The 25595-nt window shown below is 39.2% G+C and carries 15 protein-coding genes and 4 pseudogenes; 11 read left to right on the plus strand and 8 right to left on the minus strand.

Annotated features, from left to right (window positions below; translation table 11 throughout):
• Positions 1–10 precede the first annotated feature (10 nt).
• Positions 11–532 carry a hypothetical protein gene (locus GTQ43_RS34410; protein WP_265277221.1) on the plus strand — a complete coding sequence of 174 codons (522 nt, stop codon included), beginning with the start codon at positions 11–13 and terminating at the stop codon, positions 530–532.
• A gap of 96 nt (positions 533–628) precedes the next feature.
• Positions 629–1395, plus strand: a pseudogene (locus GTQ43_RS34415) (IS1 family transposase).
• On the opposite strand, the gene GTQ43_RS34420 reads toward GTQ43_RS34415, so the two are convergent.
• On the minus strand, positions 1375–1599 hold the full coding sequence (locus GTQ43_RS34420) for a hypothetical protein (protein WP_265277223.1): 225 nt from the start codon (positions 1597–1599) through the stop codon (positions 1375–1377). The pseudogene GTQ43_RS34415 and the gene GTQ43_RS34420 sit on opposite strands and share 21 nt — an antisense overlap.
• Positions 1596–2063, minus strand: coding sequence for a hypothetical protein (locus tag GTQ43_RS34425; RefSeq protein ID WP_265277224.1), 468 nt, complete (start codon positions 2061–2063; stop codon positions 1596–1598). Before GTQ43_RS34425 ends, GTQ43_RS34420 begins: the two co-directional genes overlap by 4 nt.
• A gap of 915 nt (positions 2064–2978) precedes the next feature.
• Here GTQ43_RS34425 and GTQ43_RS34430 point away from each other — a divergent pair.
• Positions 2979–10877, plus strand: a complete 7899-nt coding sequence (locus GTQ43_RS34430) for a hypothetical protein (protein ID WP_265277225.1) — start codon at positions 2979–2981, stop codon at positions 10875–10877.
• Positions 10878–10884: 7 nt separating this feature from the next.
• On the plus strand, positions 10885–11655 hold the full coding sequence (locus GTQ43_RS34435; protein WP_265277226.1) for a hypothetical protein: 771 nt from the start codon (positions 10885–10887) through the stop codon (positions 11653–11655).
• Here GTQ43_RS34435 and GTQ43_RS34440 read toward each other — a convergent pair.
• On the minus strand, positions 11652–11897 hold the full coding sequence (locus GTQ43_RS34440) for a hypothetical protein (RefSeq protein ID WP_265277227.1): 246 nt from the start codon (positions 11895–11897) through the stop codon (positions 11652–11654). The genes GTQ43_RS34435 and GTQ43_RS34440 overlap by 4 nt on opposite strands.
• Before the next feature lie 264 nt (positions 11898–12161).
• Between GTQ43_RS34440 and GTQ43_RS34445 the strand changes: the two genes are divergently transcribed.
• Positions 12162–12950, plus strand: a complete 789-nt coding sequence (locus GTQ43_RS34445) for a response regulator (RefSeq protein ID WP_265277228.1) — start codon at positions 12162–12164, stop codon at positions 12948–12950.
• A 4-nt stretch (positions 12951–12954) separates the two neighbouring features.
• On the opposite strand, the gene GTQ43_RS34450 is transcribed toward GTQ43_RS34445, so the two are convergent.
• The 3 genes from GTQ43_RS34450 to GTQ43_RS34460 form a co-directional block, all read right to left on the minus strand.
• Positions 12955–13575 carry a DUF6753 family protein gene (locus GTQ43_RS34450; RefSeq protein ID WP_265277229.1) on the minus strand — a complete coding sequence of 207 codons (621 nt, stop codon included), beginning with the start codon at positions 13573–13575 and terminating at the stop codon, positions 12955–12957.
• A 55-nt stretch (positions 13576–13630) separates the two neighbouring features.
• Positions 13631–14437 carry a hypothetical protein gene (locus GTQ43_RS34455; protein ID WP_265277230.1) on the minus strand — a complete coding sequence of 269 codons (807 nt, stop codon included), beginning with the start codon at positions 14435–14437 and terminating at the stop codon, positions 13631–13633.
• Positions 14438–14638: 201 nt separating this feature from the next.
• On the minus strand, positions 14639–15520 hold the full coding sequence (locus GTQ43_RS34460; RefSeq protein ID WP_414859179.1) for a chromosome partitioning protein ParA: 882 nt from the start codon (positions 15518–15520) through the stop codon (positions 14639–14641).
• A 975-nt stretch (positions 15521–16495) separates the two neighbouring features.
• On the opposite strand from GTQ43_RS34460, the pseudogene GTQ43_RS34465 reads away from it, so the two are divergent.
• A pseudogene (locus GTQ43_RS34465) lies at positions 16496–16822 on the plus strand (HAD-IA family hydrolase); the annotation flags it as partial.
• On the opposite strand, the gene GTQ43_RS34470 reads toward GTQ43_RS34465, so the two are convergent.
• A protein-coding gene (locus tag GTQ43_RS34470) for an IS5 family transposase (RefSeq protein ID WP_414859156.1) occupies positions 16769–18281 on the minus strand; the annotation gives its coding sequence in 2 pieces (ribosomal slippage) (positions 16769–17053 and positions 17055–18281; 1512 coding nt in all). The pseudogene GTQ43_RS34465 and the gene GTQ43_RS34470 sit on opposite strands and share 54 nt — an antisense overlap.
• Before the next feature lie 379 nt (positions 18282–18660).
• Between GTQ43_RS34470 and GTQ43_RS34475 the strand changes: the two genes are divergently transcribed.
• From GTQ43_RS34475 to GTQ43_RS41915, 4 genes and pseudogenes are all read left to right on the plus strand, one after another.
• Positions 18661–19884: an MFS transporter gene (locus GTQ43_RS34475; RefSeq protein WP_265277232.1), complete on the plus strand. Its 1224-nt coding sequence runs from the start codon at positions 18661–18663 to the stop codon at positions 19882–19884.
• Between the two features lie 566 nt (positions 19885–20450).
• Positions 20451–21590, plus strand: coding sequence for an IS4 family transposase (locus tag GTQ43_RS34480; RefSeq protein ID WP_265277233.1), 1140 nt, complete (start codon positions 20451–20453; stop codon positions 21588–21590).
• Positions 21591–21651: 61 nt separating this feature from the next.
• Positions 21652–23143: pseudogene (locus tag GTQ43_RS34485) on the plus strand (IS1380 family transposase).
• A gap of 322 nt (positions 23144–23465) precedes the next feature.
• Positions 23466–23735 carry a hypothetical protein gene (locus tag GTQ43_RS41915; protein ID WP_414859173.1) on the plus strand — a complete coding sequence of 90 codons (270 nt, stop codon included), beginning with the start codon at positions 23466–23468 and terminating at the stop codon, positions 23733–23735.
• A gap of 34 nt (positions 23736–23769) precedes the next feature.
• Here the strand turns inward: GTQ43_RS41915 and GTQ43_RS34495 are convergent.
• Positions 23770–24448: pseudogene (locus tag GTQ43_RS34495) on the minus strand (site-2 protease family protein); the annotation flags it as partial.
• 176 nt (positions 24449–24624) lie between these two features.
• Between GTQ43_RS34495 and GTQ43_RS34500 the strand changes: the two are divergent.
• Positions 24625–25359 carry an MBL fold metallo-hydrolase gene (locus tag GTQ43_RS34500; RefSeq protein ID WP_265277234.1) on the plus strand — a complete coding sequence of 245 codons (735 nt, stop codon included), beginning with the start codon at positions 24625–24627 and terminating at the stop codon, positions 25357–25359.
• Positions 25360–25595 lie beyond the last annotated feature (236 nt).

A 25595-nucleotide genomic window follows, 5' to 3' on the forward strand; every position in this document is an offset into this window, starting at 1 on the left:
GGAAGAACAAATGCGCCAGTATCAAGAACAAATTCGCCTGACCCGTCGTTCTGCCGCTATCATGATGCTGATGAGGCGCGGTTGCCCACAATCACCAGAATCGTTAAGTGTTATCCCGGCCATTGAGGCGATCGCCACCACATTAGATAATATTCGTACTGGACTTACCAACTTCGACGGACAGTACATCGCGCCACCTGGTTGCGAACTCCACATTTACAATGTCAAACGACCCAGTGGTAAGTACTCGTACTATAAACTAACCGCCGAAAACGCAATGTTTGCACCTTCAGAGAAAGAACAAGAAGTACGGGTAATTCACCTCAGCCATCATGATGATGCACGGTATATAGAGGCACAACTTGGTATCGAACGGCGGAACAAGTTAACCCAAATGCGAACACTGCTTCAGAACGCAAGCGCATTGCTTGAGGAAGCAACACGCCTACTCGAACAAACCACAGATATGAACAGTCCAAATGCTACAGTTGAAGTTTTCAATAGTGATGAAATTATACCCATCAACTCATAAAACCAGCAAAAAGGGAAAATTTACTTCGATTACTACCATCAAATTTTTGGCGTTGCATGGCGTTGCATAATTGAAGTATGAATTCAAGCGATCGCTATGCAATGTCCAAGGTGTGGATCAACTCATATCCGCAAGAACGGCAGAAAATATGGTAAACAAAATCACATCTGTGTGATTTGTGGTCGTCAATTTATCGACTCTTACAAACAGCAAGGTTATTCAGAAGAAATTCGTAGTGAATGTCTAGAAATGTATGTAAATGGCTCCGGCTTTCGTGCAATAGAACGAGTCAAGAAAGTACAGACGCTCGCGGACTCGCTAACGCTTCGCTATCACACAACAATAATAAATTGGGTAAAAAAGGCTGGCAAATCTTTACCGGCGGAGTCCTGATTATGATGAAATACCCGAAATTATCCAAGTAGACGAGCTAGAAACTTTTGTCGGTAAAAAAAACAAAGTTTGGTTGTGGACAGCAGTAAATAAACATATTCCAGGTATTTTAGCTTGGGTTTTAGGCGATAGAAGCTCAGAAACTTTTAAAATTCTCTGGCAGATTATAAGCTGTTGGCGCTGTCTTTTTTTATGTGACGGATGGATATCCTGTTTACCCTTGTTTTATTAGTAATGAAGACCATATTTTTAGTAAAACCTATATGAGTAGAGTTGAAGGAGAAAATAGTCGTTTAAGGCATTATTTAGCTCGATTGCATCGTAAGACTTTTTGTTATTCTAAATCAGAGGAAATGCTTAGATATTGAATTCAATTAGTTATACATTATCTTAAGTATGGTACAGATGCGCCCGCAAGCTTCAGGCGATCGCATAATTCATACTTTGATTCAGCAACGCCAAATTTTTAACCAACCATAGTCTTGCATGGATGCACGTCTAATGCTGTAGAGCCTGTCATAAAGTACCACGCAGAGATGCAAAGTACCGATTTTATTTTGGGTTTTGGAACTTGTCTTTATCTTTCCTCGTTTTGATACCAAAAATGCACCAATTTCTCGTGTGTTATGGGAGGAATGTTCTGACACTGTTGAAAACCAGAGTGCAATAGTCATTGGGGCAAGGCATCTGATGTGGAAGTTACTGTTGAGTTGAAGAGCGTGGTTGCTTGACGGATTATGTGGGGATCGTTTACTTGACGGAGCGAGCAACCGGCTTGCTCGAACTTGTATCGAGTTTGAGCTGATGCATCTGGATCAGGAGCTGCATAAACCACATGTCGTGCACCTGCCTGAATCAAGTTAGTTGTACAGTCCCCCATATGTTCGCCCGGTCCTCCGAGAGTGCGTTTTCCACATGGCTCTACTGTTGTATATATGATGTCGTCCGGAAGAACTGGGATAGCAGAGAGTTTGAGCTGACGCAGAAGTACATATTCAGAATGCTTGCCATCGTTACAACTGATTCCTTCAGCCACAATGTTTCCTTGTCGTACCAAGCACGAACTCACCACTCCGCCCGTGTCGTCGGATTGATCCGCAATGGTGAATAGATGCTCAAATATCTCTTGCTCTGTCATAAGAACCACTCTCGAGTTGGGATACTCTCATACATTATCGCTGTGGAAATATCTACAGTTATCGCAGAGTTAAAAGTAGCCACTAAAGGATAGCCATAGCACGTCTCGAAAATATCCTTCTACCCGATACCCCTGCTCTGTAGCCCGTATTTTCTCATACTTGGGACAAAGTGACAGTTTCTCTAGGATTAGGCGATGCACAACTTCAGCTTAGTTCTAGTTGATTACATTATAAATAATAGCTAGAATAAAGAGCGACCCCAAAATTTTGGCTCATTTCTTGAGAGTAATCAATGCCTGCGATATATCTTGCTGATGCTAACCTGGACAGACGCTGAACACCCACTCCAGAAACGAATCCAACTTCCAACACTTTGTCGTTTGGCTGAATTTTGAGCAGGTCGATGACCGAATAAGGTGAACGCTTGATTCATGCGTGCCATGATAATACCACCAAACCTACCTAGCATACCTTTGGGCGACCGAACATCTACATGAATATACTGTCTACAATGCTCATCAGTTGTTAATCGCCTCCCTACTGTGATGCCTCTATGCTATCTAGTATTAAGTTTTCAACACGTTGTTATTTTGCCTAAAACTACAAACACAACCATAATCGTAAACATTACAAAAGTTACTACTGATTTACAACTAAGTACAAAATAATCAATAAACTTGTATATTTTTTGTCATACTGAAATTATTACATCACACTGGATAAATCTGTATCAAGAAGAAGCTAAGTAAAAACCCCATAATAAAGTTTTTTTAATTACCCATAAATTGCAAGTATAAATTAGAAATTTGTTGAATAGATTACCGTTACAGAGAAAGTAAAATTAAGCTCTAATGGTATTTTAGTGCCAAAAAGTAAAAATTTATATTTAAATTTATAAGTTTAATTGTTTATATATGACAATTCAAGCTAAACATTTTGACACTAGGTTAAATCAGTGGATTCATACAGATGGTAATACGGTTAATCCAGATTCACTGTTAAAAGAAGAACTTAATAATACCCTAATAGAACATTTCTTTCCTGGGGTTAACTTTTCGTTCGGGCATATGGACGAAAAGTCTACTGTGGAACAATTAATTAATCATCCTGAAGGTCACAAATTATTATTATCATCAAAAACACGGTTGCTATATGGGCCGGAAGAATGTCTAGATAGAATTAAACAATTATGCCCTGATAACAAAGATAGAGGTGCTTACGGATCTATTTTTCTTGGTTCGTGTAAAAATAGCGTCAATAAAGAGTTAAATATTCTAATTGTTGATGACAGTAATGGTGAAAATGGTGGCGTTATTAGTAACGACCAGGCATATCGGCTAACAGGAGACTGTTACGGGCAAATATCCACAGACCTATATCACGAATTAACCAAGCATCAAAAAGGTGATAAATATCGAGTAATTCAGCACCGCTTCGGTTGGACTGACCAAGACGGAGATGATAATAAATACCGCTTTGGCAAAGGTACACTACGCCCTGCAAACCTTGACCAAATCCTCAATTATTCAGATCCCAACAACTCAACTAAAATTGACTTAATTCTTCCCTTATCTGCATTCAAGGGAACTGATAAAGACAACCCTAATGGGCCAAGCAAGCCCCAAATTCAACCTGGACTGTACAGGCAAAATATCTGGCTAGGTGAAAAATCACAATCTGAACTCGGTAAAACAGCTATCTCCCAGTTACTCGCTTCATTCCCTAACGGGCTGAAAGACTTTACCGAACAGCTAGAACTTGAAGCCAAAGAGCTTAAGGAAGTACAGGACGACCCCCGGCAACTTGCACAACTTTACTGCAAAAAGTACGAGAAGCGGAAAACCTTTCTTGAAGAACAAGCAACCACACTAGAAGAACAAGCAGCAGAAGATCCAACAGTAGCAGAAGATTTAGAAACTTTGCGCGATGGCGCGGGAGCGCCCGCCGTAGGCGATCGCATTGCTACTGACTCGTTTATTTACAAACTTATCAAAGCTGACCTGCAAGGAGAAAGTCAACTTCTTGAAACTGAGAAAGTACAGCGCGAACTCGCCAGGTTCGTCCAAAACGAGTGGAAAGAAATCGCTATTGGCAAGACACTCACATTTGAGCGGGCAATGGTCATTCCCTCCAAAGACCTGCAAAATGGGGAAATTTACATCCCGCATTATCAAGACGGGGAACAAGTTCTCAACTTCCGCTCACCCTTCCTCAACTCAAATGGTCTGTGCGTCTCAACTAACAAAGTTGTAGAAGACATCCTTGGGCCTGATGGTAAACCTCTCGTAGGTGCGATCGCTGTCTCGGACGAAACAAGCTATCGCATTTATAACCGCCTTAACGAGCAAATTAAATCTATCCTCTCAGAAGCTCAAAGTAAAAATATTCAGTTAGAAGGTATTGAAAATTACTTAGATCAAAATATCAACAAGCTCGAAACTAAAGACAAAATTGAGTTTACCAACAAATTTAATCAGTATATTTCAGAACTAAAGTCAGCTGGTTACGAACTAGAAATTCTTCCTCAAGAGTCCGAACAAGAGCGTCAGGCACGCGACTACGATGGTGATTGTATTGGCTTCGAGCGGGCAAACAGGTATCCAAACCTCACTGCCGAGGCAAGGGAGCGCAATCTGCCTGAAAACGCTTACGATCCAACTGTTAAACTCAAAAAACAATCTTTTTACCAGGAAGATGGCAGTCAGCCGGAATTTGAAGAAATCGCCATCCACATGAGCGATGGCATTAGTGTCGGTGTTATCAACAATCACCTGACCTCAATTGAGGCATTAGAGTCAGAAATTACTATCCTGAAAAACTTTGGTAGCGAGAAAGACCAAATTGAGTACGTACAGCAGGTAGCCAAACACTACGAAGATTTATTTAAAACAGAAGCCTGGGCAAAATCCAAGGGTATTGAAGGGAAGGAGGTTCCGACCAAGTATCGCGGTTACATGGAAGAGTTTATCAAAACTGTTCGGCAAGAACCCCTAAACCAGGTCAATGCACTGGTGGCAATGAATACTAACATCAAGATATACCGCGAAATGATTGCCGAGGCAGCATTTCAAAACCAAATTGCAGTTGACCTCTTCAAAAGTGCCAAAAAACCCGAAATGGAAATTATCCGCAACAACAGTCGGATTCTCCACCGGGAAGTTAACTATATTAAGGATAAGAAGAAAGATGTCTATATTGACAATACAATTCAACCGACGGGATACTCGCCTGTTGAATTACTAATTGCTCAAACCAACCAGTATTTTGAAAAAGCTCGTCTCGAATCGCGTGAAATCGCGCAATTTCAAGCTTTATTTAAAGGTGTCGAGTTTTCTAACGAACAGCGATTAAGAGCTACTCTTGTCAAAAAAGAATTTGACAAATCCTTTAACCAAGCGAGTCAGCTATCTAGACAAAAAGAAACTGAAAAAGGGCCGTCTGTCAATATTACCTTTGCTAACGGCAATCAAGTAAGTGTAACTAACCTTTTACAGTATGACAACGAATTTATCTGGAAAGCTAATAAAGTTACAATCAAGCTATCAGAAATATCTGAAGACAAGCGCAACAGTAACCGCCTGCATAAATATGTAGTTTATGCCCAAATTAACGATGAGACTGAGAACGGTAAACCCAAGTTTAGGGCATTAGGAACACTTGCTAAGGAGCAAGAAAACAAGCCCGAAGAGATAGGAATTGGACTTGGACAGGAAGTAACGTCTAACAAAATAGCCTTCCAAGCTGAACTAAGCGAAGGTCAGATTAAACTTCTTTACCAAAAAGCTTACCAGATAGCAGAAGAATTTTACAATTCCATTCCAGAAGGACAAAAGCTAGCAATGGCAGCTGCTACCTGGGCAGTATCAACTACTCGTGAGAGTAGTAATGATAAAGGTAGCGATTACCAAAAGAAAGTTTCTAATTTCGCCTTTGCTGCCTTTCCTGAAGAGATTATCAGTCAATTAGACACACTCAAATTTAACGAGTTTAGTATCACTGGCTTCGACAGGAGTAGTGAATTATTTCATGAAAATAAACCTCAAAATATTCGATTTAATCTAGCTGAAGATGGAAAAAGTGTCATTGAACTCCAGAACCAGGAAGGTAATTACGAAACATTTGGAAATATAGAACAAAGTAACGCCCGACTACCAATTGGTAGTGTTGCTATTGCTAGCGTTGAAAAAGGTGAAGTATATACCACCTCTGTTACAACCAAAGTACCCGGACTACCAGAACTTACATTTAAAGTAGGTGAAGTTAATAAGTTTGGAAATTCCCAAAGGTTTAATAATGAACCTGTAATGTTAACAATCGAAAAAGTTGACCTTATTCGTGAAGACTATAGCATTTATCTTCAAAATGGTAATAAACCTGAGAAACTAGGCAACATTGATAAGGAATCAATCAAAGAGGGTATTGCTCAAGGTTGGCTAGCAGAAAAACCCGGTAATGGGCAACAGTTACAGCTTAAAATTCAAACCATCCTCACCGGACAAAATGCTTATGCAATAGCAGAGACATTTAAGGGAAACTTTTTACGAATTAATATTACTAATCCAAAGTACAAAAAACAGGAGATTAGCAACCAAGCATTTAAAGAAACTTTAGTTCGGGCATTTGATAAAAAGCACGTTTATATTGCTAAAATTGGCGATCAATCACTCGGTATTATTGGTCAGCATAGTGAACGCCTTGAAACCGAGTTAAATAGAGAGAATGTACAAAGACAGTGGCAAAGGAAAGAAAGTAGCACTGTACAAAAACTAATTGATACGGGTATTATTCGCTTAAACCAACAACGAACTAGTATCCCTGTACAGATTACCAGTAATGAGAGTACCTGTAAAATAACTATTAATCCAGAAACAGTAGAGTATCCCGACAAATGGGTTAAGCGCAGTCAGCTTATTAGTAATGAGCAGCCTGTCAGAAACGAACAGCAAGAAAAACGCAACCAAATACTCGGTAAAATTAATGAACGTCCTACAATCATATTCCAAGATAAAGAACAAAAATTAGTAGGTATTCTAGGGTTAGCAGTTGATGAAAATATAACCGAAAAAACTAAAAAATATCTAGAAAAAGTAGGAGTATCATACGAACAGCTTGCCATATCACAAGCTCGGTTAGAAGCCAAAAAAGGTATGACTGTATTCGTACTTGATGAAAGTACCATTAGTGAGGAATTAAAACAAACATTTATTGACCGTGCTGGTGGTAATATCAAGAGTGCAGATACACCATCACAACCCACTCCAACTATTCCAGAACAAACTGTATATTTTTATAACCCAAACCAACAATATACTTCTCCAGATGGATCGCAGGTAGAAACCAAAGAAGCTCTCGGATTAGTTGTTCCCGCACAAGATGCGATCGCTGTAGCTACTTGGTTAGAATCAAAATCTACTGAAAATCATTATTTTATTGAGAGTAACACGGCTACATTTATTTTTAATAAAAATGATATTGGTGAAAAAATAAACGAGGAATTAAATAGTTTACTTGGAGAACCGATTAATATCGGTGAAGTTGAGGGATTTGACCGCTACGAACAGCTTAGTGCAGAGTTAAATCAAAAAGTTGCGGCTGAAGGTAGTCTTTTAAAATTAAACCAAATTCCAGAAAATAGTGAGTACAAAAAAGCTCTACAAGCACTACCTAACCGTCCCAGAGAGCTTAATCAAGAGGATTCTCCAGTACCAATTATTCCTGCGAACGCTGTACCAGAAAAGAATACAACTAACATTCAATCAAATACTAACGCTACAGTTGCAGGAATTTCACAGGTTTACAAAAACGCAGTTGAAATACAAGTATTAAAAAGCACACAATTAGAAACTAAGAACCAAGCAATATTACTACCCAACTCGCGCCAAGCGGATCAGACTAAAGCTATTGAAATATTGGGTAAGGTAAGCGAGGAAAAAGTAGAACAATTGCGATCGCACCTTGAAACCCACCTCAAACCCGTACTTGAAAACGATAAATCCAACTACGCACTACTGAGACAAGTTGCATGGGTCGGTGCAAAATGGGATTTAAAAGACAAAGACTTCAAGCCAGGGGTACAAGACGACAAGCTAATGGAACTTGTCAAACAAGTATATCCTGACGCTGATATTGTGCTGGTCACTTACTCCGAAAACCCCGGCGCTGGCATCAACTACCACCGCGATGACTCCTACGCCGCGACGGAAGCCCGCAGCATTAATATCGGAAATTCTGATTGGGGGTATCGCGCTGCTAAGGAAGGAATGGCATGGACTAGGGAGGAAAATCAGGACGCACAATACCAAGAGTTTAAACTTGAGTCGGGTACAGTAACCCGCTTTAACTGCAAGAACGAACACGCTGCCCTCAATACTGAGGCTGGCAGATGGTCTATCAACATCTGGTCAATTAAAAATGACCTGGGCAGACAAAACAGCGTTCGCCAAAAATTTGAAAACTTCCTCGCCTCAAACCAACCTCCTCGTGCGATAGTCCAAAGCAACAACGACCTGACCATTAAAGCTAACGAGTGGACAGCTGGGGGAGAAATTAAAGTAGAACGTAGCTATACAAGCCTCAGAGAAGTCACCCGAAACATACCCTCACACCCTTTAAACCAAACAACTGTAGAAGAAATTATCGCTATTGGGAATTCCACTGCGGCACGCGCTGCTAACCCTCAGATTCCAGACAACCCGACTATATCTGGAAAACCAGTACCAATGGTTTATTCGCTACATCTGCACGGCGAACCTTCCAAAGTACCAGTCGATACAACCATTGATGCCATGCGCGGATACGGTAGGATACACACCACCAGAGGTGTAGATTACCAAAAAACTTATGGTGTCAAAGAGGGAGATATTGCAATCGCCCAAGGTAAAAACGGCGAGCAAGTTGCTTTTCGGGTAGGTAAACAATACAAAATTACTACCCAAATGATTCAAGACCCAAGTTACCAGCAAGCCTGGGCGAGATGGGAGAAGCATTCACCAAAAGAACTTACCCAAACTCAAGCGAGTAAGAGTCAGGTATATGGCTTATTCATGGAGCCACTAGGAGATTATGTCAATGGGAAAATTGTTCCGTTCCCAACCATCCAAAAACAAGCTGCAACTCCAGTAAATATCAGCCCCGACTCCAAAGATGGGCTAGGAATTGCACTCAGCCTTGCCACTGCACTCGCCAAAGAACAAGGCAAGCTGCAAAACGATTACCAAGTTTCAGTCAAAAATAATCCAGAAGCCCCTGCTGGGCAGTATGGAGTAGAAACCCATGTCCAAAAACCTCAAGGGGTGGCATACGCATCCGCCGAACACGCATTTAATCACCAAAAGCAGTTGCATCCATCAGTTGATGAATACCAGCTAATGGTAGAAGTGCTTCAAGCTAAACTCGAACAACACCCCCGGCTGACTGAGGCGATCGCCAAACGCGGAGGAACTGAATGGCTGGAAAACTGTACGGCAGTTGCAACAACGGGGGAAATCCCACGCCAGTCGCCTATCCTATCGGAGACGCTGCACGAACAAGTTGGGGAACCCGATCACAGCGCTGGCTCCGCAACGCACCGCCTCACCAATATAACTAACGCTCAGGCTCAACAGCAGTGGGAGGGTAGGGGTAAAGAATTCGCATTTATTCAAGCCCTCAGCGAAGCATACAGCAATATAACTGAAAAGTCACAACAAACTACAGTACAAACTCAGCAGGAAAAATCCGAACAGACTGATCGGCCGCTAACAAATCCACTATCCCAACTCGAACCCATAAACGCCGCCGTCGCTGAACACATGAAAAAAGATATTGCGATGGCACAAATAGCTACCCAGTTTATCGGTAAATCAGCTGCGCCCCCCAATACACCTTCAAGCACTCGGAATTACGAGCAAGCATGGGGAGAACGCGCCAACACAGGAAATTACTCGAAAGACGACATCATTATGGTATCCGGGTCTGGCCCGTGGCGCGGAGTGACAAGCGAGCAAATTGCCCAAACTTTTGAAAATCACTACAAACCGTTACTTAATAAGGCAATAGAAGCGAAAAGCTCTTTCATAGTCGGAAACGCACAAGGAACTGACCAATTAGTTCAAAATTATCTTCAAGAAAAAGGGTGCAAAGTAGAACAAACTTCCCAAGGATACGCTGTATTTAATCCTGTAGAAAATACCAAAATTAGTAGTGATACTATTTCTGCCAATACACAAGTATCACATGACTCATTAATTGCTAAAGACAAGAGCATTCTCTCTCCACAACAAAGTCAACAAACAAATATTGACCAAGCACTCACATCACCTACTCAACCCAGAATGCAACAGGTTGGAGCGATGGATAGCATTATCGAGCGGATGAAAGCTAATACAGTGCAAAATCTTCAAGACTGGTATATAGCAGCTGAAAAACTCGGTAAATCAGACACATATCTCAATAGAATTCAGGAGGTAACTAACTTATACATCCAAGAGAATATTAGTCTTGAAAATGCTTTTAAGGCAATGGAACAAGACATTAAAGAATTAGAAAAAGTTAATAAGATGACCAGTCTTGCTCAACGTGTAGTTAAGACAATTGGACAAGAAGATATTAATGGCATTATGTCAGTCCAAACAGAAAAATACCAAATTGCTACTCAGGCTCAAAACCAAACTTATTTAGTTAAGGATAAAAATGACAACATATTGTTATATGTCAAACAAGGAAAAACTCAAGTAAGTAACATCAGCGATGAAACATTACAAGATTTTCAAGTTATGAGTTATCGCATCAATAATGCACTCAAAGATGTCAAAAAAGATTTAGTAGAAAGGTAATTTTACTATGAAAGAACTAATCGAGCTTCCAATAAAAGGTTTAACTCCAGCAATGCAAGCTAGCTTCCTCAGAGAATTGATTGCACAGCTTAATATACCTGATGAGAAATTTGAAGAATCTGCAAAAAATCCTCCAACTGCTGAAGAACGAAAACAGGCTGTGTTAAATTTAAATTCAGAAATGAATAGAGTCAGCAAAATAGTGCAAGAAGAAGTGAAGGTAAACTCGACAGAAATTGAACCCATCAATTTTGTTAATCAAGTTAGTCAAGAGTTATCTTTACAACCCGAAGTAAGCCAGTCTAAAGAAAATACAATTGAACCAGAAGTTCTAAAAAGAATCACAAATAAAAATGACGACAATAATGGCAACCTAGTAGAAGATGGTCAACACGATAAAGTACAATCTCTTACCGCTGATTTCCAAATTCAACAGTTTATTATTCCTGTAATTTTAGACCGCTTAAATTTATTTGGAATATCAGACAAAGAGACACAAAGTGTCGTTTATAAAGGTGAAGCATATACTGCAAGTCTAAAATCAGAAGAAGATTCGCAAACTCTTAGCCTTGATAGAAATTTGCCTGATTCCGAAGAAAGTCGAGAAGCACTCTTGGCATCTCGTGACAATAACTCAGAAGAGTACTCTATCACCATTAATAATCTCACCAAAAAGGAATTTGAACGTTTCAAGACTCTGTTCAATGAGCAACAAGCACGCCGCGAACAGAGTCAACAACAATTCAAAAACCAGGATTCTGCTAAAGAGCTAGATTAAATCAACCCAAACCACACGCCATACATAAAAGCTATAAATCCAAAAATCAGCTTTTTATTAAAACTCAGGGGGGTCTTGGGACAAATAACAACCGCAACAGCAAAATAGTAAAAAGACGCTGTAAAGTCAAACAAACTCGTCGGGTTAACAGGCAATCTGCCTAACCCGACCAAACATAGCATCCCCATTAAAGACCAAACAACAATCTTTTCTATCCATGCTAAAAGTTTATCGCTCTTCATAAAAAATTATCTATTCCTCCATCAATTCGCTGACAACTATTAAAACTAGTACTGATAAATAAAATCATCTAGTAAATAGATTGCTTAATGAAAACTACATAAACCACCCAATTACTTTGTAAAGTTTTTACAAATAATAGTAAAAACTTTAAATAAGCTAATTAATTTATAGTAATTGTAAAGATTAATGAATCTAAAAAAGGTAAGTGCTATAAGTATTATTATCAGGGACAATACCAATACCAAACCAAAAAAGCATATAATATGAAACCTATTAATGTTGTCATCATTGAAAATGAGAACATATCTAGGATTGGCGCGGCAACAATATTATCTGAAACTGGTGCAATCCAAGTCTGTGGCGTTGCCAAATATGGAAAACAAGGAATAGAAATTGTTGACAAACAAAAGCCAGATATCGTAATTATAAATATTGATTTACCTGATATCGATGGCATTGATGTAATAAGCACAATTAAATCCAAACACACATCAATTAGAATTGTGGTTATGACTGCAAATAGCAGCCGAGATACCATTAACGCGGCAATTAGTAATGGCGCAGACTGCTACTACTGTAAAAATAGCCTTAGAGAAGAAGTAGGAGAAAGATTCGTTGAAGCAGTAATGGCTGCATACAATAATGAATCATGGATTGACCCAACTATTAATCGTATTCTGATCGATAGTCTCAGGTCAAATGACACACCCGATAGAAATGCACTAGATTTGTTAAGTGATTTCTCTAATAAAGAAATCACAGTTCTTCAATTAGCTGCCGGAGGCATGAAAAATAATGAAATTGCCAATGTCATGTATGTTTCAGAAGGTACAGTAAGGTCATATCTACATAATTCATTTATAAAGCTAGGAGTCAAAGATAGGTTAAACGCTATCCGCGAAGCAATCCGCCTGGGAATCCTCAGCTTTACAGACATGAAAATCGAAGAAGAAGTTACTCAAGAAACCCACACAAGAGTCAAAACAAACCAAAAAAGTCAAAAAGATACAGCTAAAACGAGTAATAAGGGATACAAAGGCTGGGTTGCCTAAAAAATTAATCAACTGCAATTATGCAGCCACCTGAATACTTTTTCTGCTGGCGGCAAGTTTTAATGATGGCGGCGTTTCTAACATAAATACTACGTGCTATCTTACCTTCATTGGATTTAGCCCAATCCAGAAGCTTTTTATCTTCAGGTTGTAAGATGGCAGATCCAGAAGCCGCCTGCTGAAAAGTTATACTTTCAGCAATGGTCTTGTATGCAAAAACACCAATTGCAGTCCCTAAAGCTAGTACAAAACCCAATACCCCGGACACTTGTGCCAATCGCCAATTACTTACACCGAAGTGAGGCAAAATCCCACCAGCTTGCTTAGTCATCTTAACTAAATCTTTCGCTGCTTCTGCGATCGCACTCTTTTGTTGTTGTATTGCCACTTTAGAAGCACTATTAAGCTTATCGTCTACCATGTCAGTCCAACCCACCACAAGGGAGTCAAGCCTACCAGGTAGCTGCTGCAACGCAAACTGGGTTGTACCTAGTTCGGCGTATAGGTTAAACAAGGGGTCATCAGGCCGAATACCCAATTTAAGTATCCAATCAGTAACCTCTGCTTTTTTTTCTTCAGAATATTCTGCAACAACTTTTTCAACAACTTTTGCAATATTGGTCATAGGTTGTTTAAATAGTCAATTTGAAATCTCACTGTCAATTTGGCAAACCCAATACTTACCATTTCTCAGATTCAATATCTTCAGTTACATCAAGATTGGAAGGACTTTGTTTACTTACACCCGTAGAAACTAATTCTGTACAGTTCGTACTAAATCCTAAATAATTAGAAGCTATTCCATTAGAAACAATAGAGTTATGAAAATTCTCCATCCAGTTGAATACTATCGAACGCTGAATAGTATTAAGAGGAGAGTTAGTTTCAATCAGTTGAGCATAAGGTAAACCACTATCCTCAAGCAACTGGTAAAAGTCATTATGCAATCCACGTAAAACTAGTTCCAAGCCCTTTAATTTTTTAATATCAACTTGGAATTGACTCCCCTCATAGTATCGAAATTGCTTCCCAAAGTAATGATTTTGGATAACAACATAATCAACCTGACTACCAAAATGCTGATATAAATCCTGAAGATAATCTTCAACACAGTCTTTACGGTGTGATATCGGGTGCAAGAAAGTAACACGATATCCTAGACAATTAAGATTTTCTATCAGTGAAACATCTCTCTCAAAAAACTTGAATTCTCGGAGGTTTTGACCTGGCATATCAGTCAAAATAACTTCAATTTTCGGAAACATTTCTAAATCTAGTAATAACCTATCAGAATCACCTCTAGAGAATCCCAAATGGTTTATCTCAAAGCGTTGTGTTTGATACATCGATAGCTTATTGCGATGCCCGTGGTAGAAAACACGCACATTGAGTTTATTTTTCAAGTACAACTCTAGCAATAGCCTAGAAGCTGTAGACTTACCTACACGAGCATCACCCGATGTAATCACAAAACGCTTTCTAAACATAATAAACTAAGCAAATTATTGAATTAACCCTGTTTTATCACTTTCGGAAAATAATAATCGAAGCGAAACTCTGAAACTTTTATTTAATCAAGCTTTGAGCCTTTATTTTCTAGCAGAAACTAAAAAGTATAGCCAAAAGCTGAAAAGTGAAGCTCCGAAAGGCTTTCAGGGATTAGTTTCTCCTAGATTGACAAAACAGGGTTAAGCAGCTATTTCTTGAGATTGTAAATTTGAATCTTGGTTTTTAGCTTTTTCTTTTTCTTCATTTTCTCTAAGCTCTTTAGACTTTTCAACAACTGCTGGATAGTAACAATCATCTGGTTGTATATCAAAGCCAAATAACTTAAATGCTGGCTTAATTTGCGCTTCAAACTCAGCAAGCCAAGATTTAATTCTCGACTTAATCACAATATTTGTTCCTTTATGAGTCTGACCTTCATTAAATGTCAGAGCATGGCGGTCAATAAAGTCGTAGGATTTGTAGAATAAATCTGGCATCACAAGTTCTACTAGACCTTCTGCAAGCATATTTTGACGTAGAAAAGCGTCATTATATCGCTCAAATTTTTCTTCTTCACCATGAAATAAGTTCTTGACGACAATATAATCTACTTGATCTTTACAAAGTTCACGCAGTTTTTCTAAAACATTTATGGAATCAAGAACCCTACTAATCACTGAAACCATCGTAACTTGGCAATTAATATCGGTTTTAAGCACTTCAAAAAATGAAAGCTCTTTGACATAACTTTCAAAGAAACCTCCAGATTGTGCTGGTAAGTCTAATAGCGTAATAGGACAATCACTCTCATCTAAATTAATTAATAAATCGTCAGCACCACCTCTATGGAAAATATCAATGTAACGGATTATCGGTCGGTAGTCTTTTTTGAAATATCTTTCTAACTGGGGATTTCTTAAGTCAGCTTCATAAGTAACACAGGGTAAATTTTTATTAATGTACAGTTGAAATAGCGCTCGTGCAAAGGTGCTTTTTCCCACACCACCTTTATCACCTGTAACAATTATTAGCCGCTTTTGAGATTTACTATTATTACTATTGGTTGTATTATCATCAGACATGACTTTTTTACCCTTACTGTTTCTATTTTGAGACATAACAAATAACAATCCTCTACAAAGCAAATACACTTTGTTGATGTAAATCGAAATTTTTAAACCTTATTTTGAAGAAAAGAATTGATTTGTAATAGTTAAAAAACATTTAGTATAAGCAACCTTTAACGATAAGACTAGTTGATTATACAGGTTCTCAGCAAACCACATAAAATGGCTACATCCTTCTATGAATACTTCCAGAATAAATAATCAAAAGTATACTTATGCAAAAATGTCAATGCCTGCATCAATTCTAAAATGCTCATATCCTTGCCCTAAAAATTAGCTATATGATGGAGCCAATAAATACTCATTATTCAATGAAATCTAATTACTCTGTTTTACATAGATTGGTTTTATTATGTAACCTTTACCTCAAAAAGCCAATCAACAAAACTTAAATATTTAACCAACATTTGTTGATATATAAATTAGTAATAAATTTCATTTAGTTTGCCTAAAGTATCATCAAATATAAAAATATATACAAAAATATAGAGAATTTATTCAGCTAAAATGTCCTCCAACAAACTTATAAAAATCACAAAAATTACCAGATGAAAGCGATGACTAGGGCAACCTAATAGAAGGCTACTCAACAAAAAGATGAAGTTACAGATATGCGGGTTTAGAATCACCTTTTTGGTCTGGTGAAGACTTTGATGATGATTTCTAGTCAGTTTCAGTATCATCATCTAGCCAGTCATCATCTTCCACTAAGCCGCTATGGTCTAGCTCTGTGTGACTGACAATATTTCTAATATTTCTCATGCGTTTGGATGGATGCCCTCCTGATGCTTTATGCAACCCTCATAACTTTCTCAGAATTTATTTCTAGAGTTTGAATGATAGCGACCTGCTCAAGGCAGCGCTTCGCTATCACAGCACGATAACGGTGGAGGAGTAAGGGTTTGTGTCTGAGAGAAGCATCAAAATTCTAGCGTCCAATACCCCAAGCCAGCCCCCAACCTATTTCTGTACGCCACGACTCGGTTAGGACTCGACCCTGCCCACTGTGTTGTGGTTGAAGATGCCTCCGCCGGAATTGAAGCAGCGATCGCCGCAGGTATGTGGTCGATTGGACTCGGACCTGTAGAGCGCGTTGGATCTGCCAACATTGTGCTACCGAATCTGACTGGCGTTCACCTGAGCGATCTACAAACCCAATTAGGGCTTGCTGAAAAAGTCATAAAAAAGCAAGATCAGGATTGGTCAGTTATTCAAGCAAGCCCTAAATATAAGTTTTTGTTGTTTTTGATTGGCTAAACTATAATTTTCAATAATATTAGAGCGAAAAAAAGGTGTTGTTTTCAAAAATAGACATAAAAAAGCACTCTTAAAGCGTGACAGTTGAGTAGAAAGATTCATTACTAAAAAAGTAATAGCAATTGCAGTTTTAGAAGTATGAGACAGTTTCGCCATCACTCTACCCAGGCTAAATCTTCTTTTAGCTTGCCCAAACTTTCCCTCAATAGAATTACGAATTCTTTCATCATAAGACAGCTTGCTTCTTTTTTTCCTTACTTACATTGGCTGGAGGTCTGCCTAAAGGGTTTCCACTAATTCTAATACCTCGTTCTTTACACCAAGCTCGATTCTCTCGTGTCCGGTAAATTTTATCAACATGAACGGATTCTGGATAATAACCAGTGTAGTTTTTAAAGGATTCTACTTGTGCTTTTAAGTCTCCTGATTCATTAAAATTATCCCAACTAATATGGTCTAAAAATACATATCCATTGTAATAACTAGCCGACAATTTTGCCCCAAACTCCACGGCTTTCCCAGCTTTCCCTCGGACAATGGGACGGATATGTGGTTGAGTTAAACTGACGATACGATCATTAATACTCTGTTTTTTATTTTCATATAACCATAGTTGTTGACGATAGACTTCTCCGACTACAAGCAACATCTTATATTGTCTGTTTATTAAATTTTTTAGAGTTGCTCCTGAACTGATTAGCTGGTCAATATGAGATAAGTTTCTTTTAATATATTGAAGCTGTTTTCTTATAGCTTTTCTCCGGTCTTTTTGGGAAACGCGACGTTTTTTAGCTACTTCTAGATAATCTTTTCTTGCTACCTGTCGATATGTTCTAGGTTTTTTATCTAATTGACCCAGTACCTGTTCATAAAGAAAGTCTATAATTTTTTCTGTCTGCCTTCTGGCTTGATTTAGTAGCCCTAAATCTGTTGGATAGCTAATATCACCTGGCGCACAAGTGGCATCTAATATTAATTTCCCCAGATTTTTTAGACCACTTACTTCTTTTTCTGATTCTTCGGTTTTTTTTTCATTGTCAATCGAAGATGTTTTTTCAAGCATCTTCTTCACCATTTTTTGATTAACTTTGTTAACAAAATCAGCACTAATTCTTTCACGAAAATGTACTAACATTGATGCGTCAAAGGGAGTTTCATTACTATAAGATGATATCCCTATAAAATACTGTAGATAAGGGTTCTCTTTGATTTGCTCTACTGTTTCTCTGTCACTTATGCCTAGTTTCTCTTTTATTATTAATGCACCTAACGCCATCCGAAATGACTTTGCTGGTGCCCCCATCTCTGCGGAGAACCCGGAAGAATATTCCGACTCAAATTCTGTCCAGGGTATGAAATTCGCCATAATGACCCAACGATTATCTGATGATAACTTTCCCTCAAATGGAAGTTCAAAATTTTCTGGTGGAATTGGAGTTGATTCTTCTTTTCGGTACATGGTTACATCGGATACACGCTTGTCTCGTCTGACCACAGTCATGCAAGGATTTTGGGCTATTTTACCTTCAAATCTTGCACCGGAATATACTTCTTTGGTCTGATAATCTAGATACTGCAACCTTTTCTTTCTTTTTCAGCAAGCCCCAATTAGGCAGATACTTGAAAACAAGTAGTTCCAACAAAGTCGGAAGATAAGTGTGGTTGAGGTCTCCAGCCATGACTCAATCACGTCCTATGACTAATAGACATCTCCGAAAGAGACGCGAAATTTCGCATCTCTACAAGAATTTCAGGTAACGCATAATTAATTTCTGGAGATGTCTAATGATTAAGTACATCAGAACAGGCACTTTTTATCAGCAAAAGATGAGTAAAAGATGATTAAAAGGCTATTCTTACTTCTTGTTTGCTTATTTGTGGTCATGATTGGCTTCGGAGTAAGCCTGCCTGTACTTCCTTTCTACGCCAAACATCTCCATGCAGCAGGTATTCCGCGTGAAACGATCGCCATCCACATTACCTTATTAACCAGTATTTACGCCTTAGCTCAGTTTATTACAGCACCGTTTTGGGGGCAATTGTCAGATCGAATTGGCAGACGACCCTTAATCTTGATCGGAATTGCTGGTTCCGCGATCGCTCAACTCCTATTTGGATTTGCCTCTTCAATGACAATGCTGTATGTTGTTCGGGCATTCGGTGGGGTTCTATCTTCGGCGATGCTGCCTGCGGCTACGGCTTATGTTTCTGATTTAACTTCTGAGCGCGATCGCGCCAAGGGAATGGCTTGGCTTGGTACAGCAGTGAGTCTTGGAGCAATTGCAGGTCCAGCTTTCGGTGGTTTGACAACTCGTGAAGACTTACATTTTACCTTTGGTCTTTTCGATCTCAAAATTGAAAACTATGCTCCTCCCTTTTTTCTAGCTGCGGTTTTGATGTTCTTAACGCTGATAGTCGCTTTCCGTTGGTTGCCAGAATCGTTGTCATCGAAATCAGCAACTTTACTCGCTCATCAGCCAGGACTAGATTGGAAAAAGCTTGGTAAACCACTATTACTGCTGTTGGGTTTAACCACGATCGCCCAGTTTGGACTCACGCTCTTTGAAGCCGTTTTTGCACTATATGCTCAAGAAAAATTGGGATACGGTCCCATCCAAACAGGCTTTGCATACATGATTTGTGGCTCAGTGATGGCAGTCTTTCAAATCATGGCCGTGGGCTTTTTGACTCGATATATGAGTGCGATCGCCCAAGTTGCTTTGGGATTTGCACTCATGGGAAGCGGCATCTTTCTGCTGCTAATGGCGCGCTCACTTCCCATTGTGCTGGGAGTGGTCGGTATATTGGCATTTGGTATGGCATTGATCACCCCAAACTTAATTGCTTTGATCTCAAAACGGGGCAGTCAACATACGGGAACAGTGTTAGGAATTCAAAATGCTGCCAATAGCCTCGGACAAGTTGGGGGAGCAATGTTAGGGGGAGTTCTGTTTGCATGGCAGGTAAACGTCCCTTATGGTTTTGCTGGCATTTTACTGGTTGGAACTGGCTTACTGTTGGGTTGGAGGCTCAAAACTGCTCGTAAGCTGTTGCATCTTTAATTTGCACTAATATTTTTTCAATATCATTGTAGGGTGGGCAACATGAGCGCCCTGATAATGCAAGTTGTATACGTAAAAGCTTAACGACCATATACGGTTTGTGGGTTAGCAAATGCTGATGCAGAGCAAAACTATCTGCCATCTTTGACTAAGACCTGAATGGCACTAAGAAAAGCTCTAAGCTATGTGAAATAAGGGTTACATCTGAATGGCACTAAGAAAAGCTCTAAGGGGAGCAATGCGATTTTGTGAGGTGCTAAAACCAAGAACGGAATAGGTTATTTCGGGATGCGATCGCAACGAAATAAACCTGGTTTTATTGAGAATCTAGCGATGTAGTTGATAATTAAACCCCGATCTCACATTTTCGCATTGCTCCCAGCTCTAAGCTATGTGAAATAAGGGTTACAGCTTTTAATGCCAATTGAGCAGTAATGGCATGAGAAGTGGCGACCGCAGATAAAAAGGTGATGTAGGATTGCCCAAAAGTTTTTGAAGGTAGAAAAAGCTTACTCGTCTGTGAAATACTTTTTTGAGACGAATAAGCCAACATCATAAACACCACTGTGACACTAAGAGTACAAATTCTCAAGGACAAATTTAGTCAGAGTTTGGGGCTACCTTTTAAAGAACTGTTGCCAGAGTCTGTGATAAAACTTGCAATCTCTGAGCTAAAAATTAAATACAAAAAGCGGTTATTTGACCCATTGATAACATTGTGGGCGTTTTTATCACAAGTTTTGGATACGGATAAAACTTGCCATAATGCGGTCAGTAAAATAATTGCACATTTAGCTCAAGAAGAAGTAGAAGTACCTTCAACAGATACAAGTGGTTACTGCCAAGCTAGAGCGAGACTTCCAGAGAAATTATTAGAAAAAGTTTTCAATTGCTCGGCACAAAATCTAGAAGCAAAAGTGACCCAAGAACATTTATGGTGTGGGCGTAATGTAAAGGTAATAGATGGTTCAACGGTCTCCATGCCAGATACCGTAGAAAACCAAAAACAATACCCTCAACCTAGCACCCAAAAAGAGGGATGTGGATTTCCAATTGCCAAAATTGGAGTGATATTCAGTTTGGCAACAGGAGCCGCTGTTGCTTTGTGCATAGACGTTTTGAACACTCATGATATTAAATTAGCTCGGAGGTTATACAGTTTTCTCAAACCAAATGATGTACTTTTAGGAGATAGAGCTTTTTGTGCTTATGCCGATATGGTTTCTATTGCCAAGCTTGGTTGTGATGCTGTATTCCGTAAGCATCAATCTCGCACAACAACCATGCGAAAAGGTAAAATTATTGGCGATTGTGACAAGTTGGTTACTTGGTATAAACCTAAAAGATGTCCAAAAGGGTTGAGCAAAGATGAATTTGATGCTCTACCTCCTTCCATAACTGTACGGGAAGTTTACTACTACATTAGTATTCCTGGTTTTCGCACTCAACGAGTCAGCTTAATTACTACTCTTTTAGATATAGCAACTTATTCTACTCTCGAAATCGTTGGACTTTACGGTCAGAGGTGGGATGTTGAGCTAGATTTAAGACATCTCAAAACGACCTTGGGTATGGATGTTCTACGATGTAAAACACCTTCAATGGTACGCAAAGAAATTTACGTTTTTTTGCTGGCTTACAATTTACTTCGTAGTTTGATGTGGTCGGCTGCAACTACTTACACGCGGATTTCTCACAAAATCTAAAAAAAGGGGATCAAAAACTGCGAAAATGTATATATAGAAAGCATTTCGGCAGTTGTAGAGCATGACTTCAGCTTCGACAGATCGTATACCAAAACAGTTCAGATTTGAACAGCCAAAATCGCCCCCAGTCGTAGTTAATTTCCAGGGTGGACAAGTAACATCTGATGCAGGTTTAAGCTTAATTGCTGAAATAGATAGAAAACTGCAAATCACATCACAGTTTGCACTATGTTTCCAAGATTACCGAAAGCCTTATCGAATTGACCATTCAATAGAGAGCTTAATTAAACAACGAATATACGGGCTGGTCATGGGGTATGAAGACTTGAATGACCACGAAGAATTACGTCATGACCAGATGTTTGCTATAGCATTAGGAAAAAGGATTGGAGTAGAGAATGAACCTGCAACATTGGCAGGAAAGAGTACATTAAATCGGCTGGAACATTGTCCCGAAGATGTAGAACAGGGAGCTGAAAGTCGTTATCATAAAATTGGACATTCTTCAGAAGAAATTGAAAGCCTATTTGTAAATATATTTCTAAAATCTTACTTAAAAGAACCACGAAAAATTATTTTGGACTTAGATGTAACTGATGATTTAGTACACGGCAATCAGGAACAAGTTTTCTTCAATACCTATTATGGAGGATATTGCTATGCTCCACTTTATATTTTTTGTGGGAAACACTTATTAGCAGCCAAACTTCGTCCTTCTAATGTAGATCCAGCGTTTGGGGCGTTAGAAGAGTTGCAGAGAGTCATTAAACAAATACGTCAACATTGGCAGAATGTTGAGATTTTAGTACGAGGAGATAGTGCCTATTCCAGAGACGATATCATGACATGGTGTGAGTCGCAGACTGGAGTTGACTACGTTTTTGGATTGGCGCGAAACAGCCGTTTAATTCAAATGGCTATGGCGACTCAAAATAGAGCCTCGCTTGAATTTGAGCAGAAGTTATCAACAGTAGCTTCATTCTTAGAAACTCTATTTAAACCAAATGAACAAATTTCCGAACTTGCTTGTGACCTGATTGACAACTCAATTTGGCACAAGTCGTTAGACTATCAGACTCGTGAATCTTGGAGTCGTAGTCGTCGTGTTGTTTGTAAGGTTGAATATGGAATAAAGGGAAATAATATTCGTTTTGTTGTTACAAGTCTTCCTACCAATAAAGTACCCCCTGGTCAACTATACAGACAAAAATATTGTAAGCGAGGGGAGATGGAAAATCGCTTTAAGGAACAACAGCTAGAACTTTTTAGTGATAGAACTAGTACTCATACATTTGCGGGAAATCAACTACGTTTATGGTTCTCTTCGCTTGCTTATGTTTTGATGAATGCATTGATTGCGGTCACAATGTTTAGCCAAAACCGAATTAAAAAATTCTCAAGTTGGGACTATTCGGACAAAATTATTGAAGTTAGGAGCCTTAATTACTATAAGCTCACGGCGAACTTTAATTGCGATTACTAGCTCAAGTCCTGTAAAACATATCTTTGCTGCTGCTTACAGATGCTTAAAAATGCTCTCGAATACCGCTTAATTTCAAGTCAAGCAGCATTTCACCTTCTCTCTAATAATATTTTTGGCTTGGTTATGATTCAAGCCTTGTTTTGGATGCTTAATTTGATGAACAGAGTGTTTCAATCTCAGCATAAGCCAAAATATCGGTAACTGTTTTAGCTTGATAGTTGATATTTTATACTTACTTTGTTTACCATCATAAATTTCAATTGATGATGTATCAAAAAATCCCTTACATCAAGAGATGTGAATTGATTTTTTATTGTTTGTGAGAAATTTCGGTTATTGTACAAGTTCTTTCCCCTCTGCCCCTCTGCCCCTCTGCTCCTTCCCTCAAGCTTGTGAGAAATGCGGGTTACACTACTCCTCCATTACGCCTATCGTTGCAAGGCACTCGCCACCATTTAATTAACTTTATTCCCAAATTATCAGCTGCTTCTGATCAAAAACGTCTCCGACTTTATCACACTTTGCTAAAAGTTATTGCTCACAAGGCTGTTCCCGACCGTCCTGGACGCAGCGAACCACGAGTCACTAAACGTCGCCCCAAAGCTTACCCCAGATTGACCAAGCCCAGATATGAATTACGCCATCAATTGCAAACTGCTTAATTGATAAGGCTTTCCGCTTTTCTTAGTGCCATTCGGTAGTAGTCATCAAAGTAACTACTAGTAGTAGAAGTGCTAATCCTGGTCGAGTTAAGCGTTCTTGATTATGGCGTGGTGTATTTTTCTCTTTCGCAGCTTGAGTGTTAGGAACTAGCACAAAGAAAGGTTTACCGTTAAAACCTTCTTGAAAGATCAACACGAAGCGATCGCCAAATTGTGCTTCAATAATTAGTCTTAATCTGCTGGTAGGCATTGCTGGCTTTAGTTCGCAACTGACCACGGCAAATTACAGCTTGTGGTCGATACTCAATATTTTGAACGTAGTATACAGACCAAGGGAAGCAATTTCGCAGTTGGGTTTCTTCTGTTGGTTCAATGGGACGCACTAGTGGTTCTGTGGTGGGTTGGATAATTGGCTGTGATTCTGAGGCTTTGGCTTGGGCTGCGGTCTGTGTATCTGTTGGCACTCTCCTTCCCCATTGAAACAAGATCCAGTACAACAGTGTGCAGATAAATAACGACGAGATGAACAGCGACGGTGGTGGAGGTAGTTTAGTCCCATACAGCAACGTCCATCCACTCAACAGCAATGCTGGTGTCATTAAAACTAGCCATAACAACCATACTGGTGTGCGGGTGATGTTAGCGACGCTTTGCTGCACCATTAGATAAGTAGCTAGCCCCAGTAGGAGGAGAAACAAAAACCAAAATCCCATATTATCTTCACTAATTTTGACAGAACGCCCTACCAGTAGCTTTAGCACCATAGCATTAACTACAAGGCAGACCTCAAACCCCAATTTTTTCCGAACAGTTAACAGTGCTATAGAATTTTTGAGAATTTCCCCACTGTAACTAGATTATCCACAACTCCTCAGTCCGTTCTTTTATTATGTGCCCTCTACCTCAACAGCCAAGTCATACAACTAAGCCACCACGGGCTGTATTCACTGACGAAGTTCCTAGCGGAAGTTCTCTGCAATCGGAATTTGCACCAGAGAGCATTTTTGCTTTTCCACCCAATCGGGACACATTAGGAGGAACCTCTTATTTTATTGTAAGAAATGAAGGCAATATCCTCATAGATTGTCCTGCCTTAGACCAAACAAATCAAGATTTTTTAGCCGCGCATGGAGGCGTGCGTTGGTTATTTCTTACCCATCGAGGCGCTATTGGCAAGGCCGCTGAAATTGGGCAAACCTTTGGCTGTGAGGTACTGATGCAAGAACAAGAAGCTTATTTGTTACCAGGCTTAACCGTAACTACCTTTAGTCAGGAATTTACTCTCGATGCTGCAACACAAGTGATTTGGACACCAGGCCATTCTCCCGCTTCATCTTGCCTATACTACAGTGAACTTGGAGGTATATTGTTTTCTGGCCGCCATTTAGTTCCTAATCAGAAGGGTGAGCCAATACCATTACGGACAGCTAAAACCTTTCACTGGCGGCGACAAATTAAGAGTCTTCAGTTCTTATTAGAACGTTTTACACCTGAAACTCTCAAATACATTTGTCCGGGAGCGAATACAGGCTTTCTTAGAGGTAAGCGATTTATAGATCAAGCTTATAAACAGCTTGCTTCTCTAGATTTATCAGCTTTACTGCAAATACAGCCTTTACTTTAATGAGTAATGAGTAATGAGTAATGAGTAATGAGTAATGAGTAATACCCATTAGTTATTACTCATTACTTCAAAATTAAAGACAGTTGGAGTCGGGCATTTTTCAAGACAAACCCCAACTCAACTGATACTAAGTAGAACAGGGTAAATAATTAAAGGTTTGTAGTGAGAACTAAAGTTCTCAAATCAGGACTAAAGTCCTTACTACGAACTGATTTTTGCAAAATTTACATTGCTTT

The organism is Nostoc sp. KVJ3 (genome assembly GCF_026127265.1).
Classification (GTDB): domain Bacteria; phylum Cyanobacteriota; class Cyanobacteriia; order Cyanobacteriales; family Nostocaceae; genus Nostoc.

What these genes read in the sequence shown, in the direction of transcription:
- GTQ43_RS34410 (WP_265277221.1), top strand. Translation starts at nt 11, where the DNA reads ATGCGCCAGTATCAAGAACAAATTCGCCTGACCCGTCGTTCTGCCGCT.
- GTQ43_RS34420 (WP_265277223.1), bottom strand. Translation starts at nt 1,599, where the DNA reads ATGACTATTGCACTCTGGTTTTCAACAGTGTCAGAACATTCCTCCCAT.
- GTQ43_RS34425 (WP_265277224.1), bottom strand. Translation starts at nt 2,063, where the DNA reads ATGACAGAGCAAGAGATATTTGAGCATCTATTCACCATTGCGGATCAA.
- GTQ43_RS34430 (WP_265277225.1), top strand. Translation starts at nt 2,979, where the DNA reads ATGACAATTCAAGCTAAACATTTTGACACTAGGTTAAATCAGTGGATT.
- GTQ43_RS34435 (WP_265277226.1), top strand. Translation starts at nt 10,885, where the DNA reads ATGAAAGAACTAATCGAGCTTCCAATAAAAGGTTTAACTCCAGCAATG.
- GTQ43_RS34440 (WP_265277227.1), bottom strand. Translation starts at nt 11,897, where the DNA reads ATGAAGAGCGATAAACTTTTAGCATGGATAGAAAAGATTGTTGTTTGG.
- GTQ43_RS34445 (WP_265277228.1), top strand. Translation starts at nt 12,162, where the DNA reads ATGAAACCTATTAATGTTGTCATCATTGAAAATGAGAACATATCTAGG.
- GTQ43_RS34450 (WP_265277229.1), bottom strand. Translation starts at nt 13,575, where the DNA reads ATGACCAATATTGCAAAAGTTGTTGAAAAAGTTGTTGCAGAATATTCT.
- GTQ43_RS34455 (WP_265277230.1), bottom strand. Translation starts at nt 14,437, where the DNA reads ATGTTTAGAAAGCGTTTTGTGATTACATCGGGTGATGCTCGTGTAGGT.
- GTQ43_RS34460 (WP_414859179.1), bottom strand. Translation starts at nt 15,520, where the DNA reads ATGTCTGATGATAATACAACCAATAGTAATAATAGTAAATCTCAAAAG.
- GTQ43_RS34475 (WP_265277232.1), top strand. Translation starts at nt 18,661, where the DNA reads ATGATTAAAAGGCTATTCTTACTTCTTGTTTGCTTATTTGTGGTCATG.
- GTQ43_RS34500 (WP_265277234.1), top strand. Translation starts at nt 24,625, where the DNA reads ATGTGCCCTCTACCTCAACAGCCAAGTCATACAACTAAGCCACCACGG.